Source organism: Agrobacterium bohemicum (assembly GCF_002896715.1).
Taxonomy (GTDB): domain Bacteria; phylum Pseudomonadota; class Alphaproteobacteria; order Rhizobiales; family Rhizobiaceae; genus Agrobacterium; species Agrobacterium bohemicum.
In genome coordinates this window covers 381,585-402,069 of record NZ_PGEL01000026.1, presented here as the reverse complement: position 1 = coordinate 402,069, position 20,485 = coordinate 381,585, and the positions used below count along the sequence as shown (strand labels likewise).

The 20,485-nt window shown below is 57.0% G+C and carries 14 protein-coding genes and 1 pseudogene; 2 read left to right on the top strand and 13 right to left on the bottom strand.

Going from position 1 to position 20,485, the window contains the following annotated elements; translation table 11 throughout:
• Positions 1-30: 30 nt before the first annotated feature.
• From CUC55_RS22755 to CUC55_RS15380, 4 genes are all read right to left on the bottom strand, one after another.
• Positions 31-357, bottom strand: coding sequence for a hypothetical protein (locus tag CUC55_RS22755; RefSeq protein WP_157940965.1), 327 nt, complete (start codon positions 355-357; stop codon positions 31-33).
• A gap of 87 nt (positions 358-444) precedes the next feature.
• On the bottom strand, positions 445-1,881 hold the full coding sequence (locus CUC55_RS15405; RefSeq protein ID WP_157940964.1) for a recombinase family protein: 1,437 nt from the start codon (positions 1,879-1,881) through the stop codon (positions 445-447).
• Positions 1,882-5,073: 3,192 nt separating this feature from the next.
• Complete coding sequence (locus CUC55_RS15385; RefSeq protein ID WP_067647237.1) at positions 5,074-5,682, bottom strand: hypothetical protein; 609 nt, start codon at positions 5,680-5,682, stop codon at positions 5,074-5,076.
• On the bottom strand, positions 5,679-6,956 hold the full coding sequence (locus CUC55_RS15380; protein ID WP_067647234.1) for a dsDNA nuclease domain-containing protein: 1,278 nt from the start codon (positions 6,954-6,956) through the stop codon (positions 5,679-5,681). The genes CUC55_RS15385 and CUC55_RS15380 overlap by 4 nt, the downstream gene beginning before the upstream one ends.
• Positions 6,957-8,300: 1,344 nt before the next feature.
• On the opposite strand from CUC55_RS15380, the gene CUC55_RS15375 reads away from it, so the two are divergent.
• Entirely contained in the window at positions 8,301-9,515 is a 1,215-nt protein-coding gene (locus CUC55_RS15375; RefSeq protein ID WP_103088410.1) for a putative bifunctional diguanylate cyclase/phosphodiesterase, read from the top strand.
• Positions 9,516-9,572: 57 nt separating this feature from the next.
• Here CUC55_RS15375 and CUC55_RS15370 read toward each other — a convergent pair whose 3' ends face one another.
• Positions 9,573-12,044, bottom strand: a complete 2,472-nt coding sequence (locus CUC55_RS15370) for a glycoside hydrolase family 3 C-terminal domain-containing protein (protein ID WP_103088441.1) — start codon at positions 12,042-12,044, stop codon at positions 9,573-9,575.
• A 267-nt stretch (positions 12,045-12,311) separates the two neighbouring features.
• On the opposite strand from CUC55_RS15370, the gene CUC55_RS15365 reads away from it, so the two are divergent.
• Positions 12,312-12,953, top strand: coding sequence for a TetR/AcrR family transcriptional regulator (locus CUC55_RS15365; RefSeq protein ID WP_103088409.1), 642 nt, complete (start codon positions 12,312-12,314; stop codon positions 12,951-12,953).
• Between the two features lie 61 nt (positions 12,954-13,014).
• Here CUC55_RS15365 and CUC55_RS15360 read toward each other — a convergent pair whose 3' ends face one another.
• The 8 genes and pseudogenes from CUC55_RS15360 to CUC55_RS15325 form a co-directional block, all read right to left on the bottom strand.
• A complete protein-coding gene (locus CUC55_RS15360; protein WP_067647368.1) occupies positions 13,015-13,833 on the bottom strand; it encodes an alpha/beta fold hydrolase in 819 nt (272 codons plus the stop codon).
• A gap of 129 nt (positions 13,834-13,962) precedes the next feature.
• Positions 13,963-14,104, bottom strand: a pseudogene (locus tag CUC55_RS23235) (aspartate aminotransferase family protein); the annotation flags it as partial.
• Between the two features lie 104 nt (positions 14,105-14,208).
• The gene (locus CUC55_RS15350) at positions 14,209-15,132 is read right to left on the bottom strand and encodes a 2-hydroxyacid dehydrogenase (protein WP_067647225.1); all 924 of its coding nucleotides are present in this window, start codon (positions 15,130-15,132) and stop codon (positions 14,209-14,211) included.
• 101 nt (positions 15,133-15,233) lie between these two features.
• The gene (gene argE, locus CUC55_RS15345) at positions 15,234-16,358 is read right to left on the bottom strand and encodes an acetylornithine deacetylase (RefSeq protein ID WP_103088408.1); all 1,125 of its coding nucleotides are present in this window, start codon (positions 16,356-16,358) and stop codon (positions 15,234-15,236) included.
• Positions 16,359-16,502: 144 nt separating this feature from the next.
• The gene (locus tag CUC55_RS15340) at positions 16,503-17,303 is read right to left on the bottom strand and encodes an ABC transporter ATP-binding protein (protein ID WP_067647219.1); all 801 of its coding nucleotides are present in this window, start codon (positions 17,301-17,303) and stop codon (positions 16,503-16,505) included.
• Positions 17,300-18,334, bottom strand: a complete 1,035-nt coding sequence (locus CUC55_RS15335) for a FecCD family ABC transporter permease (RefSeq protein WP_425352856.1) — start codon at positions 18,332-18,334, stop codon at positions 17,300-17,302. Before CUC55_RS15335 ends, CUC55_RS15340 begins: the two co-directional genes overlap by 4 nt.
• A gap of 2 nt (positions 18,335-18,336) precedes the next feature.
• Positions 18,337-19,380, bottom strand: a complete 1,044-nt coding sequence (locus tag CUC55_RS15330; protein WP_067647212.1) for a FecCD family ABC transporter permease — start codon at positions 19,378-19,380, stop codon at positions 18,337-18,339.
• Positions 19,380-20,381, bottom strand: a complete 1,002-nt coding sequence (locus CUC55_RS15325) for an iron-siderophore ABC transporter substrate-binding protein (protein WP_103088406.1) — start codon at positions 20,379-20,381, stop codon at positions 19,380-19,382. Before CUC55_RS15325 ends, CUC55_RS15330 begins: the two co-directional genes overlap by 1 nt.
• Positions 20,382-20,485: the final 104 nt, after the last annotated feature.

Here is a 20,485-nt window from a genome sequence, read left to right as displayed (position 1 = left end):
GGGGTGGAGCAGCCCGGTAGCTCGTCAGGCTCATAACCTGAAGGCCGCAGGTTCAAATCCTGCCCCCGCAACCACTGAAACTTGTAAATTCTCCCATTCAGAATATTTACGTTCAAGCTCCTCACCATACTGGTCGAGGAGCTTTTTGCGTTTGGCCTCCGTGTCGATCTCGCCGGACACAATCCGCGCCATCAGATCGTTGCCTGCCGCGGCAAGGAACTGCTGCTCCATGAGATCCAGAACCTCCATGGATGCCATGATGGTGGCAATGTCGCCATGCACCTGCAGGCTCGCTGGCTGATGCCCCGGTGTCTTGCCGATCACCACGGTCTGGATGAGATCCCAAACGATCGGCATCAGACGCTGCTTGGCATCTTCGTCGGCATTGTTACGGGCAAGGAATAGCAGCTTGCGGATGGCAACCTCGACATTATTAGGATTGAACTAATGCTTCAGCTTCGCAATTTTTTCCTGAAAATCCTCCGTCGGCGCTTCGGTAGCGGCAAGCTCCAAGGCAAGCTGCTCACGCGTGACTTCCAGGCCATCCAGTTGGTCGTCGAGGATGGCAAGACGCGGTCGGCCTTCGGCATGCCGGTCCTGGATCTGTTGCATCAGACCTGCCTGTGTCGATTTGATTTTTGCAAGCTCTGTCGCAATCTGATCTTTGCGGGAGGGGACGCTCTTCAGCTTGGTCACCTCTTGGGCGATCATCTTCTGCGAAATCCGGTCGAATGTCTCGATCGAGTAAAACGCGACCGGAAGGCAGTTGAGGACGCGCTCTTCCAGTTCATGGCGGGTGATCGTCTTGCTGTTGGTGCAGCATTCACCGTCAAGCTCATCAATCGGCAGGCGCTTCTTGCGGTTGGTGCAGCTATAGCGATCCTTTCCGCTGATTGCGTAGGGGCCGCCGCACTCGGCACATTGGAGCATCCGGCTGAGAAGATATTCCGGACGGTGCGTCGCGTTGAGACGGTTTGCAGAGTGCCTGTCGAACTCTTCCCGGCTTTCGGCCTGGCGTTGCTTCGCCCGTTCCCACAGCTCATCCGAAACAATGCGCAGCTCAGGTTTGTCCATGAACTCCCATTCGTCCATGTCGTTCGCACGAGAGGTTCGCCGTTCTGTCGTCGGGTCCTTGCGGAACTTCTGTTTGTTCCAGACGACTTTCCCGACGTAGAGAACGTTGTTCAGGATGCCGTTCCCGTCAGTGACGCTGCCCCGGATGGTGGTATCACGCCAGTATTTGGTACGTGCGCCCGGGATCTGCAAGTCATTCAGCTTCTGTGCGATGGCTGCCGGTGAGACGCCATCGACATAGTCTTTGAAGATCCCCNGCACGATCTCGGCCTTGACCGGATCGATCTCCCTCAGCCCCTTGATGCGGTCACCATTCTCATCGCGCTGCTGGGAGAGCTTGTAGCCGTAGGAGAGGCAAGTGGTTGCCTTCCCCTTGCGTACTGCTGTCTTCATACCTTCTCGTGTGCGTGTCCGACCCTGCTCGACGAGCTCATGGCTCATCGTGGAGCGCATGTGCAACTCCATATCTGTGACCGCCNGGCCGNCCTCGACAGTCCAGATGGCGCAGTCGTGGTAGTTCAGATCCTTCAGGATCTTCGAGGTGTGCTCGACATCGCGCGACAGACGATCGACATTGACGCAGAGCACGACATCGATACGTTCGCGCTTCACGTGCGCCAAGAGCTGCTGGATGCCAGGGCGAGAGGTGAATGTCGTCCCGCTGATCGCGGAGTCGGAGTAGGTCGCGACCAGCTTCCAGTCCCTGTCGGCAACAAACGTCTTGCCGAGTTCCGTCTGGGTCTCGATCGAAACCTCATTCTGGCGGTCGGTGGAGTAGCGGNCGTAGAACAGAACGTTCTTGGTCATGTGCTGAATTCCATCTTCAATACTGTGATTGTGGAGACTGGCCGATGTGGCCGGCCAGTCTGGTGCGGTCTGCTCGACCGCGAGGTGACGAATTGGGCACATGGTAGCCTGGCACGGGCCGCTTGGGAGCCCGGGCAAGCCGCTAAGCCATCATGGCCGGGCGGCAGAGCAAAAGGTCGCGGCAATTATTGCCGCAACGACACCTGCTAGCGCGCAGCTACTCGCCCATCGCTTTACGGTAGGTCGCGGCTTCGTCCGTGTCGCCGCGTAGACGGCAGTCGGGATGTGGCCTCAAGATCGAGTCCTCGACACTGTCGCGCGCGCCGATCCACTGCCAGCCAGCCTGCTCAGACAATGTAATGAAGACCTCATTGGGAGTGATCTTGACGCGGATCGCTCCTGTCTCAGCCTTGATCGCTTTACGGAAANGCTGATCCAGTTTGCCCCTTGGACTAGCCTTGCGCACCGGCTTTCTTGAAGCGATCGGCGAGGGTGCAATGCGTGTCGTCACGACGAAGACACGGTGCACTTTCTTGCGGCGGCCTTCTGCATCGTCGATATCGACAACGATGCCGCGGCTGGAGATGTCGCAGAAAACGCCACCGCTTACCGCGGCGTAGTAATTGCTGATCGAAAGCACGCAAGGATGATCGCGCTCTTTGCCAGTGCGAGCCTTCAAGTAAGCCGCGAGCGTTGGCTGATCACGCAACCAGCGCCACTCTCCGGTATACCCGAGCAGGTACTGAACGCGTCGTTCCTGCAGTGATTGCTCTCGCATTGAGCAATACATCTGGGGAAAAACGCTTGCGCATCGTGCATGCGGTGAGAATTACGGTCATGCTAAAATTGGGCCATAATAACTGCCAGGACATCTTTCGATACATAATAACTGCGACCGCATAAATCATCAATCAAAAAACTGCACACGCACGAATTATGTCGAAAAAACTGCGAGAAGCTGTTCATATGATCGCGATAGGAGATTGGTTATGAGGGATGAAGAATACGGGTATCCCCCNTGGGGCGCTAAGCTTGGGGGCCAAATTTATTGGAACGCCGTGAATGCATTGCGAGATGTCTGGTTAGAGATCTACGGCGAGCAACTCGAAGTCTCAGTGCAGGGCAAAGCCGGTTTCAAGCGTCTTTTAGATCAGATTAAACAGAAACTCGTCGAGAAGCGCGGGCTTGAAANGATCGTTGATCGGGAGCCATGGTAGACTACAAGCATTCCGATTCTATTCTGCTATTTGCCTCGGTAGTAGCGGATCAGTGGCTGATGCTCGTCACTATCCGGCTGCATGTGTCGGTTCGTGACGCCCGCCACGAGATCGTCGGGTGGCGGGAAGAACTCCTTGTCTATCAAGATAAACTGGGTCTGCCGAAGTTCTCCGGCGTTCAGTTGGTAGAGCATACGATAGAACCCTTCGAACTGCGCCCTGTTCTCCCTCTCACTTATATTCTTCATCGGGGAGTCGATTATCAGCATATTGGGCAATGGTGCGTGAAGCTGTGCCGCGATGCGGTGCAGGGCGATCGCGAAGCAACATTTAAAAAGGGTCTTCTTTCCACCGCTGCTGAGCGAGGTGAAGGTCGAACGCGTGAGNTCGCGTGGGTCGGCACTGAGGATCGAGGGGTAGAAGTCGGGCGGATCCAGCTCCACATGATCGGTGCGGTGGATGCCCGGCACTCCAGATAGGGATAAACAGTCCAGGAAATAGCCTGCGAAACGATCGAGACTTGTACGGTCCGCCTCCGCTTTGGTGCGTGCCTCTTTGAGCACCTCGCGCTTCGCCTGTTCCAGCGCAACGATTTGCGCGAGAGCCTCGCGCTGCTGCTGCAGCAAGAGCGGTAGGCGTAGTAGCCAAGCGATGCTGGCCAACTCTGCCTCCAGCGCCGCGCGCTCTCGTTCTTTCAGCAGGCTCATTGACAGGAAGGCGGAGTCCTGCTCGGCGAGGGCGCGATTGATGTCGGCTTCGGCCTTTTCCTTGGTCTGCAGCAAGTCCGACCGCTGCGCCTGCGTCTTGGCCAGATTGTTGTCGATCGCGGCGATAGCTTCTTGCAGTTCGGCGCGTCGGCTGGCGATGTCAGCCTCAAGCGCCGAGACCTCGGCGGGATCGGCTAGGTCGGCCAGATCCTCCTGGCCGCACACGTCGCAGCATTGCGTCAGGCGGGTCGGTAAAGCTTGGGTGCATCGAGGGCAGGCGCTGAAGGCCACGTCTCCGAGGATTTCGCGGGCCTCCGCGGAGCGTCTGAATTTCAGGCTCAGCATGTCAATTTCGTTGCGATGCCGCACGTGCCGGTCCTGCATGGCGCGGAGTTCCTCAGCGTCAAGGTCGAGCTTGGCGATATCAGAACCCAGGCTCCTAGCCCTCCTCGCCAGTTCGTCAATGGCATGAATGGTCTGCTCTTCGCGGCGCCCNTTGCGCAGCACTTCCAGTTTGGCGTTCACTTTGACGATCGAGGCTCGAAGCCCCGACGCGCGCTCTGCCACTTGCGCCTCAGACTCAATCCCGACCTCCGCTAACGCCTTGGACAGGCTATCGATCGACGCAACGCGTGCGGTCCTGTTCGCTCGGAGTTGGTCCAGTTCCGATTCTAGATCGGCGACCCGTTCGTCGTGGTAGCCGATGACATAGCGGATCACGTCGCGACTTTNGAGTCGCATATAAAACTCAGCCGATTCCTCGAGGTAGAAGAACGAACTGTCGATATGGTCCTGATCGAGGTAGCAGTACCAAAGCAGGTCGCGCAGTGATAACCGCACGATCTTGCTGTCTGCCTTAGCCTTGCTTTTGCGAACCCGCGGCGGATTGATCTCCGAGAGCCAGAAANCCAAGTCCGACAATGTTTCGACCCCCGTCTCAGGTATAACCTCGCCCGCAGGCACACGGGCAGGGATGACAATCGAATAGCGACCCTCCCCGTCCTCCCACGAGGCAAAGACGTCGGCGGCGTCCCGGGCCCGCTCGATACTGACCGTGGCCCGTTCAAGTTCAACGGTCAGCGTCGCCGAGACGAATTCGGCCTGCAGCGCGGGCGACAACTGAATCGTGCCGCCGAGACAGTAGTCAACCAGCCGGGCAATGCTCGACTTGCCCGCGCCCATCTGACCCCAGAAGTAGCTGAGCTTTGAGAACTCGATCTGTTCGTCGGCCCGCCGCAGCGATAGATGTAGAGACAGCAAATTAAACTTCATTGGGGCTCTCCGCTGGTGGCGAAGGTCTCCGCCTCGGGGTTGCTGGCGCCGATCTCAGCGCCCCATTTCATGCCCGTGATCTCCGGGACAATTTCGTAGACAAAGTCTTTAAGCTTCGTGGCAGACATGGCGCCGACGGCTCTTATCACGAGGGCGCCTCTTTTCGCAAAGTCCTCGAATGCTGGACGGGTGGCTAGCTCATCGGCCAGTGTGCGACCGCGTTCAGTCAAGCCGATTTCGATCTTGCGTCCGCTGAGCGACAGGGTGATGAGGCCGCGAGAGGACAAGAGGCTGAGCCAGCGCCGATAACGGCCGTCCCACGGGCCGTAGCGGAACCGGATCATCTTGGTCTCGACGGTCGTTCGTTCCCGCGGCAGCACCGCTGCGTCGGCTGGCGACTTGTTGAGCGCCACCAACGCCCGTTCCAGATAGACCGGGTAGCGAAGCAGGAAGTCTAGCTTGGCAAGCTTTGTTATGCCTTCCACTGGCTTTGGGGCGCTTTTGCCGCGCTTGTCGGCGCTTCGTAGCAGCACCAGTAGGCGGGCGAGGTGTAGGCCGTCGGCGTTTTCAGCGTCGGCTGCGGCCTTGAGTACAGAGAGGCTCATTCTTCGCCACCTTCGATCTGAAAGCGGTCGCTCCACCACACGCGGCAATCGTCGGTCAGCAACGCTGCGGTGCCCATCAGCAGTTCATAGGGCGCTCCCCCAAGCAGATCTTTCCGCTGAGTCTCCAAAGTCCGTAGACGGGCCGACACGTCGTTAAACATAGCCTGCCCAAAAGGCGCTTCAGGGGTATGACGCGCCATGTATGATTCGAGGCATTCGCCGTGAACAGCCTCCTCGACTTGTCGAAGGTGGCGAGCCGCCCATAGGGGGTCCTTTGCCTGCTCCTCCAGAAAGTGGTACTCAGCCGCTTGCTCGCGCGCCTTCATATAGTCGGTCAGTGCGCCGACGCCGCCGCGCTCGAGCTTCTGTTCCAAGATGCGCTTGGGTCGAGGTTGACCGAGGCTGATTGTGGGCGGGCCCTGGTAGCGGAACGTGTCGCTAGCCTTTGACCGTGGTACTAGGGCCACATCAGCAATCACAATGCGCTTGGCCGTGATGATTGGATCGTCAGTTGTTCCCGAGGGAATTTTCGCAAGGTGACGATCCGGATCCACCACAAATAGCGATGCGGCGCGGTGGAACCTAGCGACAAGGTCGTTGCAGAGTTCGCGGAGGGGGCCTGGCGCTAGGTGTGCACATTCGGCCAATCCGCCAATATGCTCTTGAGCGAGCGCCGCGTCGAAGTCTTCACGCGAAGGGCCTTTAACGATTTCGAGCCGCCCCAACACTTCGAAAAGCTGCGCGTTCTCCGCGCCAAGTTCCGCCGCCAAGGAGTCGAAAGTGTTCCGAAAAGGCGGTTGCATAGCGTTGGCGTCGCTGCATGATTTCACGTGTTCCAGCATGAGGCCGGGGCAGCGGCCGCGACGCTTTTCGTCTGTGCTGGCGAGTGTGACGGAATCCACGTCGGAGTTGGACACGAACACGAACATCCCAAGCTGGCCGGGAAATGCTGTCATGAGATCGACGAAGCGCCCGATCGATTTCGTGAGGGCGGCTGAGGTGAGCGTCCAGGCCCCATTCTCAGGTCTGGATGTCTTGATTTGGTAGCCATCGAAGAGGCCATCCGGACGCTCCGCCAAGAAGTCTTCGTGGTGTTCGCAGTAGAGGGCGATGTAGTTGAACGTGCCACGCCGTACAGCGGCAAGAAGCACCACGCCATATTGATGTTGATAACGGAAGTTGCGTTCGGTCTCGTCACCGGGATCCCCGCTGGCTGTCGTATTTAGCCGAGCATGGACGTTGACTTCCTGTGATTGAATATCGCCACTACACAAACGCAGCGATCCGTTTGTTCTGATTCATACTTGCCCCCTATGCCAGGCTATTCGGATTCCACTTGCTTGACAACGGCATACACGGTTGATCTACCATCGCTTTGCACTTGTCTGAAATGCCGCGTCACCTGCAAAACTCGCGCCCCTAAGCAATTAAATCCCGCAACAGACTCGAACGGGTTCGCTAGTAATAGCGCACAAACGGCGGTGGCTCGACAATAATATTTTGAACCGGTCGGTATGCCATACACAGGTTCTAAACGTTTGCTTTATCGAATTCCTCTTGGGAACCGGACTGACAGTTTCCGGCCCGGAACGGGAAACTGCAAANTACGGAGCACAGGTGGCTCATTGGCGCCGCAATGCCGAATTGTTGCCTTCAAGGCTCGGCTTGAGGCGAACAATTTACAAGTCTCCGTGCGCTCAAGCCCCCGCAACCAAATTATTCTAAGACTACCAAGACTTTATGCGGCCTCCCTCGGGAGGCCGAGGTCGTTTTAACACCTAGGCTGAACTTCAGCATATTTNCCATCATCGATTCATCCAGCCGAGGTGTTTGAGCTTGAGTGTGAGTGGGCAAATTGTCCATGCGTGCACGAAGCCCGTCGATGTGTTCATTAACGGCCCAAAATGCGTGCCGTCTGAAAGTTTCTTCAGTGCGGGGTCCTTTGGCGGCAAGATCGACGCGGAACCGTTTCAACACCACCGATAAAAAGGTTCTGTGCTTCTAAAAACTATTTTAAGTTTTAGCCCAGCTTTAACCCAATAATCGGGTGCCTGAATAGCCCCGGTTCGTATACCCGCGGCACACGGCCAGCGAACCCGATCGGCCTATCTTTTCTCCATCTGCCCCAAGCAGGGCAAGGCTGTTGCTCTTGTCATGCCGTGGTACGACACCCATGGCAACATAACGTAAACCAAACGGCCTCCGGCAAACCCGGCGTGGTCACTGCGCCTCCTAACGAGGCATTAAATCCTTCATCGAAATCTCTTCGTTTGATTTCATTGAATCAAANCAGAAAACGCCTCGCAAGCTAATAATATGCCCTGAGCGTAGCTCCGAGTCAGGTCATAGTGTGCCATATCGAGGATCGGGTTGTAAGGGCGACGTTGTTTTACGACACACGAGTTCGCGTTCGGAGCAAGCTTTTGTAAAGCGAACATATTGTAGGATAATTAAGCCGTTCTACGGCATTTATTCCGCATCATATCTTTCATATTTTGCGGGTTCGAGTTTTGAACAGATTTTCCGATATTGGTAAGTGCGGCACCCAAAAGTTGCATTTACGTGATCTTCAATTCATCTGTTTTGTCGCTTTTCCTGTCGGCGCCGTTGTAAGCGGGATGTGGGCGCTGATTTTTGCGTTGATGCAAANCCAGGTGCTTTTTATATCTTCTACACTTTTGTTTGTGGCCATATTGGCCTGTTGGTGGGTGGCGAGAAAAGGACATCTTTCAACGGGTATGCTGCTGGCTCAGGTTGCGTGCGTCGCTTTTATTCTACAGTTTTCACTGTGGTTCGATGTTCATGACGATGCCGTTCCTCGGGTTTCGCACATATATCTGCTGATCATCGCTTTGGCTGGTTTCGTAAACTATCAGCTCGCGCCCAGTCGTCTCCAACTACTGATTATCCTCGTCGCTATCGCATGTTTCACCCTGTTTNCTGCGACGCCCATGGCGTTTAGCTTTGCAACGCCTCTGACCGATGATGTCAGGGCAATAACCGCTTGGATACATGCGGCGGTAGTGGCTCTTCTTCTTTGTGGATCAGTATTGCTGCTGCAGCGGAAATTGGGTCCCGACAGTATGCTGGCACGGGAACTGCGCTCTGCCATTGCCAAGGAGCAATTCGAACTTTTCTTCCAGCCGCAAGTCGATGGAGCAGGCGGTCTCATCGGTGCAGAAGCTTTGCTGCGATGGAAGCATCCACGTCTGGGTTATGTCGCACCCGATAATTTTATCCCCATCGCCGAACGCGCGGGGTTGATGCCGGAGTTGGGTGGCTGGGTTTTAAGAACTGCCGTCGAAACCTTGTCTGCATGGAGTTTGCGAGAGGACACCAAGGATCTGGTCCTTTCCGTCAATGTCAGCCCTGACCAGTTCTTCAAGGAAGATTTTTTNGAGAATGTGACATCGGCACTGGAGGCTTCGGCTATCGAGCCACGCCGTCTTCAGCTGGAACTGACGGAAACAATGTTCGTGGCCGATGTCGATGGGCTGGTCAAGAAGATGAAGGCTTTGCAAGACAGAGGGATAGGCATCGCACTCGACGATTTTGGAACGGGATATTCGTCCCTGAGCTATCTGCGCCAGCTCCCGCTTCAACAGCTCAAGATCGACCGCAGTTTCGTGTGGGCCATCACGACCAAACGTGGTGCGCTTTTAGTGCGCAGCATCGCTCAAATGGGACATGACCTTGGCCTTGAAATTCTCGCCGAAGGCATCGAGACCGACGAGCAGTTCCAATTCATGCTCGATTGCGGTTGCAGCGCCTTTCAAGGCTATCATTTCGGACGGCCATTGGCGCTGCACGCATTTGAAGATCGGTTTGTCTGACGTAGAGTATCGACTTTGTGCTTGGTTTGCAGTCAGACGCCGATAAAACGATCCCCCTCAAATGGAGGGATCGTCAACACGGCCCAGCCAAAGTGATGGATTTNCGATTGCGATGCGACTTCTAACGTCAGAAGCATTTGCCGCAATCACCAGTTCATATTGGCCAGGGTCCGAACGGAACGCCTTTGCTTCGACGTCGAAGAAGCTGAGATCACGTGGTGTCACCCGCAATGTCGCCGTTACGGTCTTTCCGGCCTCGAGTTCGATTTTNGCAAANGCCCGCAGCTCCTTTTCAGGCCGGGACACTGTGGCATCAAGCGCACGGACATAAAGCTGTACGACCTCTGAGCCTTTACGCTTACCGGTATTGGTCACATCAAGCGTGACCGTGATGCCGTCCTCACCCATGACCGTTGAGGACGCTTTTGCCTCACCCCAGGCAAACTGCGTGTAACCAAGGCCGAAACCGAATGGAAACAACGGCGCAATGTCACTTGTATCGTGGTGGCGGTAACCGACGAAGACGCCTTCGTCATAGCGCACATGGCCATCCTGGCCGGGATAGACCAGCGGATTGTCGGTGATGGCTGAATTGTCCGAGAGTGATTTCGGGAAGGTCTGCGGCAGGCGACCTCCGGGCTCCCCATCGCCAAATAGAACATCAGCCACGGCGTTGCCCAGTTCCTGACCCGGATACCATATTTGCAGAACGGCTTGCACCTTGTCCAGCCACGGCATTTCCACCGGGCTACCGGTCTGGAGAACGACGACGGTCCTGGCGTTGACGGCGGCGACCTTCTCGATCAGTTCTTCTTGGCGACCGGGGAGGCGCATATCGGGCAGATCGAGACCTTCGGTATCCCACTGGCCTTCACGACCGACGAACAATAACGCAACATCGCAAGCAGCAGCCTTTGCGACGGCTTCCTCGATTGCAGCATCGCCGAGCGGTTTTTCGACACCAAAGCGAATGGCCGTCAGGTGAATGCCATCGGAGGTATCAGCCGGTGAGCAATATTCGATGGTGATGGTGTAGCTGCGTCTGGCCTCCAGTTCCACCGCCTGTCGCTGTTCGCTGTTTGCCGTGCCGAAATAGTTGTCGCCGGGCGCCCAGCCATCATAACCGTTTACCACCAGCTTGCCATCGACATAGAGTTTCGCAAGACCCGCATTGGTCATGCCGAAGACGTGCTCGCCACTGTCTGCGGGTACGAAGCTTGCAATGATGCGCGCCGAGAAGTCTGCCGGATCAAGCTCTGCCGAGGGCAGATCGAACCAGAAGAACTCTCCTCTTTCAGCCGGCTCGCTGTGAACCGGGCCGCCTTTCAGCTCTCGACCCTTGAAATAGTCGACATGCATATCACCCGCGAAAACATTGACGAGGCGGTTGTTGCTGCATCCGGCAGCGTGGTGAACGCTGTTGGCATTGGAAAGCGCGGCACGAATGCCCTGAAGCGGGCTGATGGTGTAATGCGCGGCGATTTGCGCGCTTCCGCCGCCCATAACACGGGCTTCAGCGGCATTGGGGCCAAGAACGGCGATGCTGTCCAGCGTGGTTTTCGCAAGCGGCAGAATGCCGTCATTTCTCAACAGAACGGCACCGTCAGCACCGATCTGACGGATCAGGGCTCGATCTTCTGGAAGGTCGAGAGAGATTTCGGTGAGATCTGGAGTGGCCTCGAATGCGCCGACGCGTTCCAGAAGGGTAAGGATTCGGCGCGCTGCTTCGCGGACGGTTTCTGCTTTGACCTCGCCATCACGAACAGCCTGAACCAGCTTTTCACCACGGTCACGGGTCGGGCCGGGCATCTCGAGGTCAAGACCGGCGTTGAGCGTCGCAGCCGTAGAATGAGAGCCGAACCAGTCCGACATCACGATGCCATCAAAGCCCCACTCTTTGCGCAGGACCTGAGACAACAGCCACTCATGTTCGCTGGTATAGGTACCGTTTAGGCGATTGTAGGATGACATCACCGCCATGACGCCAGCCTTTTTCACCGCCTGTTCGAAAGGCAGGAGATAGATTTCGCGCAGGCTGCGCTCGTCGATATCCGACGACATGGTTTGGCGTTCGATCTCGGATTCATTACCAGCAAAATGCTTGATCGTCGCCGCGACGCCACCGCTCTGTACACCTTTGATATAAGCAACGGCGAGCTCCGCCGTCAGCAACGGGTCTTCGGAGTAGCATTCGAAATTCCGGCCATTGAGGCCCGAACGGTGAATGTTGACGGTGGGAGCCAGCAGAACCGACGCGCCCTTGCTTTTCGCTTGGCCAGCCAGTGCGACGCCCATGCGCTTGACAAGATCGGGGTTCCAGGTGGCACCCAGCGCGATCGCCACAGGAAAGCAGGTTGCCTTGACGCCGGCAACCAGCGAGCCTGCGCCACGTGCGCCGCTGGGACCATCCGTCACCTTGATTTTGGGAACGCCGAGGCGCTCAACCGGTACGGTCGTCCAGAAATCGGCACCGGAAAGCAATGAAACCTGCTCTTCAAGGGTCATGTGGTTCAGAATATTCTCGATCATGCGAGACTCCGATTTGTTGATTTGGGAAAGACGTGCCGCGCCGATCATCGGGTGCGGTTCATATTTGATAACCTCCACCTCAATGTATTCCACGCAGCATCCTCCACCGAACGCCGCATTAAACCTACTAACTAATAGGTATTATGGAGGAGTCAACTTTTTCTGTGCCTTGGTTGCCGTTCAGATGCCAATTTCATTCAGGGCAGAACGGTTACTTTTCATGCTCTTTCAGGTAAGGGACAGGTCCGGTTGAAGGGGTGAAGCACGATGGGCGACGGAGAAAAGTTGGTTGTCGCAAAGGACACGCCGCCGGTCAGGCGGCGAAAATCTCCCAAGGGCGTTATCCGTCGGGAGTCGATCCTGACGGCAGCGATGCAGCATTTCGCGAAAGACGGGTATCAAAACGCATCCTTTGCAGCCATTGCCACCGATGTCGGTCTGTCGTTGCCGGGCCTTCTGCATTATTTTCCGACGAAGGTGGATTTGCTCCTCGCCATTCTCGAAAAGCGAGATATCGAGAGCGGATCTGCTATCGGTGAGGAATACGCGGACTGGCGCAAGGTTTTGCTGGGTTTGATCGATGTCACCAAATCCAACCAAAGCATTCCGCATGTCGTTCAGGCGTTTGCAGTCCTGAACGCCGAAAGCCTGACTGAAGACCACCCTGCACGCTCATGGTTCGCGTCGCGCGTCAGTCACCTGAGAGATAACCTCGTTTTTNCGCTGCAGAAGGGAATATCGGCAGGCGAACTTAAAGCCGAAACCAACGCCCAATCCGTCGCAGCGGAGCTAATCGGCATCATGGACGGCCTTCAGATGCTCTGGCTCAGATCACCTGAAGAGTTCGACATGGCGAAGGTTTTTNCCGATTATATACACCGACTGATCGCCTCGATCGAGCGAAGCTGAGCGCGGTGGCTTTGCCCCAGGCTGCCCNTAACGTAAGGGGCAGCAGGTTGTTTCCGTTGTGTTATGCCAGAAACTCGATCAGGTCCTGATTGAGCCGGTCTGGAACCGTAGCGAACAGCCCGTGGGGCTCGCCGTCATATTCGATAAATTTGGCACCAGCGATGCCCTTCGCTGCGGCCCGGCCCGATGGGTCGATCGGTACGGTCTTATCCGCTGTGCCATGGATAACCAGCGTCGGGATCGTAAACGCCGCCAGATCGGGTCTGAAGTCGGTCTTTCCGAAAGCATCGACACAATCGATCGTTGCTTTNGGGCTTGCCATTACGCCCAGGACGAAGGACCAGTCCAGGATGCCCTGACTGACAGGGCTGGTGACGAGACCAACGCCGTAAAACGTCTTTGCAAAGCTTTGAAGAAACGCGAAACGGTCCTTACGGATATCTTTCTTTATACCCTCGAACACGCTGGCATCGACGCCGTCAGGGTTGCTCTCATCCTTGAGAAGATAAGGAACGACCGAGGCAACGAGCACTGCCTTGGAAATTCTGTCGGCACCATGGCGCGACAGGTAGCGGGCAATCTCGCCGCCCCCCATCGAAAAGCCCACCAGCGAGACGGCCTGAAGATCAAGACCTTCTATCACGCTGGCGAGGTCATCGGCGAACACATCGTAATTGTATCCGTCTGCCGGATGGCCGGACTGGCCAAACCCGCGACGGTCGTAGGTTATGACGCGAAACCCGGACTCGAGCAGTGCCACTGTCTGATACTCGAACATATCGCCGGTTAGCGGCCAGCCATGGATCAAAATCACGGGGCGGCCTTTCCCCATGTCCTTTACGTGAAGTTGCGTGCCATCTTTNGCTTCGATGAATGCCATCTGGAAACTCCTTTGCGATGCCACTCCGTAAAGCGTCTCGTCAAGATACAGTTCCATGCTTGCATGCCGAGGAGTTCCGCAACGCCCGCCTACCTACGGATCGATCCATAGCTGATCGAGTGTTAAGCAGCTACGCTCGAAAATACGGCGCGATGGATCGGAGGGCAGGGGGCAGGGGCGTCTTCTTCTGCTTGTCCGTCACCAGTTCAACGGCCGCAAGCATTCCGCATCCACGTATGTCTCCCACCAGCGTATAGTCCTTAAGGCTTTCCGGTTTGGAGATCAAAATGGATCGGTGTAATGAGCCGTCTCAGTTGCGGCATAATCCGCTGGCCGGTGCCATAGTGTCGATACACAGCACCATTTTGGGATGCCTCAATAGCCGCGGCTGCGGTCAATAAGGCCGATTGGATCACGTCCGTTTTTGTGACGACGAATATTTTCGATGACAGCCATTGCTGCCGTTTGCGGCTGGGTAACGGAGGCGATGTGCGGCGTGATGATGACGCCCGGATGTTGCCAGAGCGGATGTTCGGCAGACAGTGGTTCAGGGTCAGTCACATCAACCACCGCCCCGGATAAATGACCGCTGTCGAGCGCTTCGATCAAAGCCAGTTGATCGAGCTGGGGNCCGCGACCCACATGGACGAGGGCTGCACCGGTCGGTAGCTTCGCAAAAAGGGTGGCATTCAGAAAGCCACGTGTCTCGTCAGTCAGGGGCAGCAAGCAGATAAGAATATCGGTGTTTGCCAGAAAGTCGTCGAGCTGATCTGCGCCGTAGTGACAGGTCACGCCGTCGATAGTGTGGGCGCTGCGGCTCCAACCGGACAAAGGAAAACCGAAGGGTCTCAGCCTTTCCAGAACAGCCTTGCCGAGATGGCCGAGGCCGAGCACACCGACACGACGTTCGTGCGCCTGCTTGACCGGCTGGGGCTTCCATTCCGCTCGCTTTTGTTGCGAAAGATAGTCGGGCAGGCGGCGGTGAAGCGCCAGCACGCCGAGCGTCACATATTCCTGCATCATTCTGATAATGCCGTCTTCCACCATGCGCACCAGTTTGACATGGGTGGGAAGCCCGGAAGCATCGAATTGGTCGATACCGGCACCGATGGAAAACAGGATTTCCAGGTTCTCATATCGGGCAAGATCAGCAGGGGCCGTCCAGGTGATGAGATAACGCACACTCTGCGGGTCGGCAGAGGCTGGGTCGGAGGCAAACGGCACGTCTGGCAATTCCTGCGCAAAAAGCTCCGCGAATATTTTCGCCCGTGTTGCGTCGGAATTGAACAGAAATGTCATGTGCCAGCCCTCGTTTTGGTGTCAGTCGAAACTGGCGTGTTTCCCACGGCAGGATGAACTGAAGCGGTAATAGTTCTCAGCATATCCCACTTATTTCGGGTTCAGGCGCTCAATCGCTTGCCCAGATTTACCAGCATGCTGCGGCAGGCGGATAGCTCATCGCGGGTTATGAACTCGTTTGCCTTGTGCGCGCGGGCAATATCTCCGGGACCGCAGATAATACTGTCGATGCCTGCCGCCTGATAGAGCCCGGCCTCTGTCCCGTAACTCACAGCCGCCAACGGCTCGATGCCCGTCAACTCATGCATCAGGGTCGTCAGCGGCGCATCGACGGCTAACGAAAGTGCCGGATATTCGCTCAACATATCGAATGTCGTCTCAAAGCCGTGAACCCGCAATGCCTCGCTTGCCCAGCGCAGAGGTTCAATCAGGCTTGCGGGTGAAACCCCGGCAATCGCCCTTGCCTCGATGTCCGCAACACAGAGATCCGGGATGATGTTGACCGCTTGACCACCGCTGATCTTGCCGACCTGAAGCGAGGAGTAGGGTGGTTCGAAATTGCTATCGAAAGGGCCTTGTGTCAGCGCGCTTGCAGCATTCACGGCACTTGCCAATATCTCGATCATGGCATGGATGGCGTTCAAACCCTGATCAGGCCGCGAGGAGTGGCCGGACCGTCCCTTGACGGTAATCCGTGCTGCGGCTTTGCCTTTGTGGGCTCGAATGGCGCGCAGACCGCTTGGTTCACCAACGATGCACATATCTGGAAGAGCGCAGAGCGTGGGGATGAGTTTAATGAGATGTGGCACACCCTTGCAGCCAGCCTCCTCATCATAGGAAANGGCAAGATGGACCGGCCGCTTCAGGGGCATTTTTGTAAAGTCTGGAAGGGCCGCAAGTGCACAGGCCAGAAAGCCTTTCATGTCGCTGGTGCCACGCCCGTAGAGCCTGTCTCCATCCGCACGAATTGAGAAGGGGCCAGATGCCCAATCCGATTCACCTGCCGGAACCACGTCCATATGGCCGGACAGTATGACACCGGAAATATCGCGCGGGCCGATTGTCACGAAGAGATTGGAGCGGTCTCCCTCGGGGCCTAACGCCGTCGTTACCTCGGCTCCGTGGCTTCGGGCATAATCGGCAATCCAGTGCACGATATCCGCATTGGGTTGACCCACCACCGATGAGAACGAAACCAGTTGTTCCAATATGTCGAATTCCGCCATCGCTGCCTCGCGCCGTTTACGCCAAGATAGAGCGTTGGCATATCGAAACGTACCGAATATTTCTTCGCTTTGATGGAAACTGCTGAAAGGCGCGCGGATTCGAACAATTTATTTGGTGCAGATGTCGAAAGTCTCTGCCCGCCCTCAGGACGTCATGCGATGACGCCCGATGGGAAGCATGATGGGCCTGCCCGATGTCGGGTCTGCGATGATGCGGCTTTCCAGCCCGAAGACATCGCGGACGTTCTCTTCGGTCAAAACCTGTTCAGGTGTGCCGATAACATGCAGACGCCCTGCAGCCATCGCCACCAGATGGTCGGCATAGCGGGCGGCGAGATTGAGGTCGTGCAGCACCATGACGATGGTCGTGCCCCTGATATGGTTGAGGTCCGTGAGGAGATCGAGAACCTCCACCTGATGGCTGATATCCAGAAAAGTCGTCGGCTCGTCCAGCAGCAGAATTTCCGTTTGTTGCGCCAGCGCCATCGCAATCCAGACTCGCTGCCTCTGGCCACCCGAGAGTTCATCGACGGCGCGCTCTGCCAATTCAAAAGTTTTCGTCGCTTCAAGGGCTGCCGCTACCGCCTCATCATCCTTACTCGTCCAGCGTGACAGCAATCCCTGATGTGGATGTCGACCGCGGCTGACGAGATCGGCGACGGTTATGCCTTCCGGCGCGATGGGAGATTGCGGAAGCAGCCCCAATGTCTGGGCCAGTTTTTTCGGTGGCGTGGAGTGAATGGATTTGCCGTCCAGAAAAACATGGCCGTGGCGTGGGGTAATCAGCCGCGACATGGTGCGCAGCAATGTGGATTTGCCGCAAGCATTGGCTCCGACGATGACGGTGATCTTGCCTTTGGGAATGGCGAGGTTCAAATCTTCCAGAATCACATTATCGCCGTAACCGGCGGAAAGCTTGCTGGCAGTCAGGGAATGAGCGGTCAAAGCGAGCCTCCGGTCCGGTTGACGCGTATGATGAGAAAANTCAGATAGGGCGCGCCCAGCGCGCCTGTTACCACACCGACCGGATAACGGCTTGGCAGCAAGAATTGGCCGACATAGTCCCCCGCCAGCACCAGCAGAGCGCCGATCAAAGCGGACGGAATGAGCAGCGAGCCGCTATTGCCGACAATGCGGGCTGCAATCGGCCCCGCAAGAAACGCCACAAAGGCGATAGGCCCGGTCACCGCCGTTGCAAAGGCGATCATCCCGACGGCTGCGACGATCACGACGATGCGCGTGACGCCGAGGCGTACGCCAAGCGCCGCTGCCGTATCATCGCCCAGCCGTAATGCTTCCAGATCCCGCTGGCGGCTGAGCAGCAACCCGCCGAAAACGATCAATCCCAGTAAANGCGGAAGCGCTTGAGAAAGCTGTGCGCCGTTGACGCTTCCCGTCAGCCACCGCATTGCCTCTTGCAGGTTCCATGCGGGTGCAGTTGAGAGGATGTAGGCGATGATGCTTTCCAGCATTGCGGAAACGCCGATGCCGACAAGGATGAGCCGTGTTCCGGCAACGCCGTTGCGCGAAGACAGCGCGTAGACCGACAGCGCGACACCCAACCCGGCGACCACGGCAAAGACTGAGACGATCGGCCCCTTCAGTGACAGAACGACGATAGCGAAAACGGCTGCGGCGCTGGCACCGGAACTGATGCCGATAATATCAGGGCTGGCCAGCGGGTTGCGCAGCATGATCTGAAACGCCACGCCGCCAAGCCCGAAGCTCAGCCCTGCCAGCACGGAAAGAAGGGCGCGCGGCAGCCGCAACTGGCCCACCGTAAANCTGGCGCCAGCGACATCTTTGCCCATCAGAACCCGCGCTACATCCACAGGCGGCGTAAAGGACTGGCCGAGAACGAGGGCCAGACAAAAGATCGCAATCAACAGGACCGTGAGAATGGATATAACGGTCACGCGTTTGCGTGCATGTCTGTTGCGATTTTCAACGAGGGACGTGATGATGGGAGACAGCATCGTCATAGCTCTCGCACCCTTTGGCGTCTGACGACCCAGATGAAGAACGGAGCCCCGATGAGCGCGGTGACGATGCCGACATCGAGCTCGGCAGGGCGCGAGATGATGCGCCCGACAATATCAGCGGCAAGCAGAAGGCCAGCGCCACCGAGTGCCGAGAACGGCAACAGCCAGCGATGATCGACCCCCACCAGAAGACGACACAGATGCGGCACGACCAGACCCAGAAAGCCGATTGGTCCGCAGACCGCCGTCGTTGCGCCGCACAGAAGAATGGCGCCGAGGGCTGAAAATGCGCGGGCCGTGGCCACACGCTCCCCAAGGCCCGCGGCCAGTTCATCCCCCAGAGCCAGTGAGTTGAGCTTTCGTGCCGACAACATGCTGATAAGAAAACCGACGGCGAGAAACGGCAGAACGTGCCAGATGCGCTCGAACGTCGCGCCGCCAACGCCGCCGATCTGCCAGGAGCGAATACCGCCCGCGATATCGTTTCGCGGCAGCACGACTGCGATGACCAGCGAGGAGAAAGCGACGGATGTTGCCGCCCCGGCGAGCGCCAGTTTGAGCGGTGTTGCGCCGCCCCGACCAAGCGAGCCTATGGTGTAAACGAAAACAGCTGCAGAGCCTGCGCCGAGGATGGCGGTCCAGATGAAGGCATTGGCCGAATCTATGTTGAACCATGCAACGCCGATAACGACAGCAAGCGACGCACCCATGTTCACACCCAGAATGCCGGGATCAGCCAACGGATTGCGCGTGACCCCCTGCATGATGGCGCCGGAAAGCCCNAGGGCAGCGCCTGCAACCAGCGCCAGCACGGTTCGCGGGATGCGAACCGCAACCGCTGCCTGACCGATATTGTCCACCTGACCACTCAGCGCCGCAAATACATCGCCCCAGGCCACATCGCGGGTGCCTATTGCCACGGACAAGGTGCAAAGCAGGCAAAGCGTAGCAAGCAGACCCATGAGCCAGAGTGACAGGACGCCATTTGACCGCTTTATGAGATCACGAGCCGATTTTTGCCTGACGTATCTGAACGCCATTATTTTCCAGCCGACTTTTCAACCGCTTGGGAAAGCAGCGCGACATAGTCTTTCAGGACCCAGGAAATCGAAAGAGGGGTGGGATTGGCGGCAGTTCCCAAAGGATTTCGGCCAAGCATGACAATCGACTTATGCTCGACGGCTGGCATTCGGGACAAAAGCGGATCGGCCTGTACCGCATCAAGCAGGGGCTGGCCGCCATAGGTGACGACAATATCCACATCATCGAACGCATCCACGCGTTCTGCGCTAACTGCTGCCGCGAACTGGCCGGGTTTGGTCGCCTCTCTCACGCTTTTGGGCGACGTCAAACCCAGATCGCCAAAGAACTTCACGCGGGAATCATTGGCGGTATAGAAGTTGACGGTGCTGAGATTGCTGGCGTCCAGATGCGTCACGAACATTGCCGACTTGCCTTTGAGCTGAGGAAAACCAGCAACGACATCGGTAATTTCTCCTTCAATCCGCTTGATCAGGGCTTCGCCTTCCTTGGCCATTCCCATGCCCGTGCTGTTGAAGCGGATCATATCGCGCCAATCCGTTGCCCATGCCGACTGCGGATAGGCGACAACAGGAGCGATCTGGCTCAACGTGTCGTAATCGGATTGGCTGAGCCCTGAATAGGCCGCAAGGATGACATCCGGCTTGGTCGCGGCCACCGCTTCGAAATCAATGCCGTCTCCCTCATCGAAAAGCACCGGCTTCTCAGCGCCAAGCGTTTTCAGCTTTTGCGCTACCCAGGGAAGCACGCCATCGCCGTCATCATCACCGAAATTAGCGGCGGCAAAACCGACAGGCACGATACCGAGCGCCAACGGGACTTCATGGTTGGCCCATGCAACGGTCGCGACCNGCTGTGGCTTTTTTNCAATCGTCGTGGTGCCCAAAGCGTGTTTGATGACGATTGGATATGAGGTTTCGTCCTGTGCAGAGGCACTGCTGAAAGCGATCAGGGACAGAAATGTTACAATTGGCGCAAAAGCGCGGACGAAGCGCAGCATCGGCGAAACCTCTGGATATTAAAAGTTGACTTCCCGTCTCAGCTTCACCGCTGAACGTCAAGACCGATGTGAGAACCCGCCGCCAAGAGCGACGAAGTTTCCGT

Coding starts and splice junctions, on each gene's coding strand:
- CUC55_RS22755 (WP_157940965.1), bottom strand. CDS start 357: ATGCCGATCGTTTGGGATCTCATCCAGACCGTGGTGATCGGCAAGACA.
- CUC55_RS15385 (WP_067647237.1), bottom strand. CDS start 5,682: ATGAGCCTCTCTGTACTCAAGGCCGCAGCCGACGCTGAAAACGCCGAC.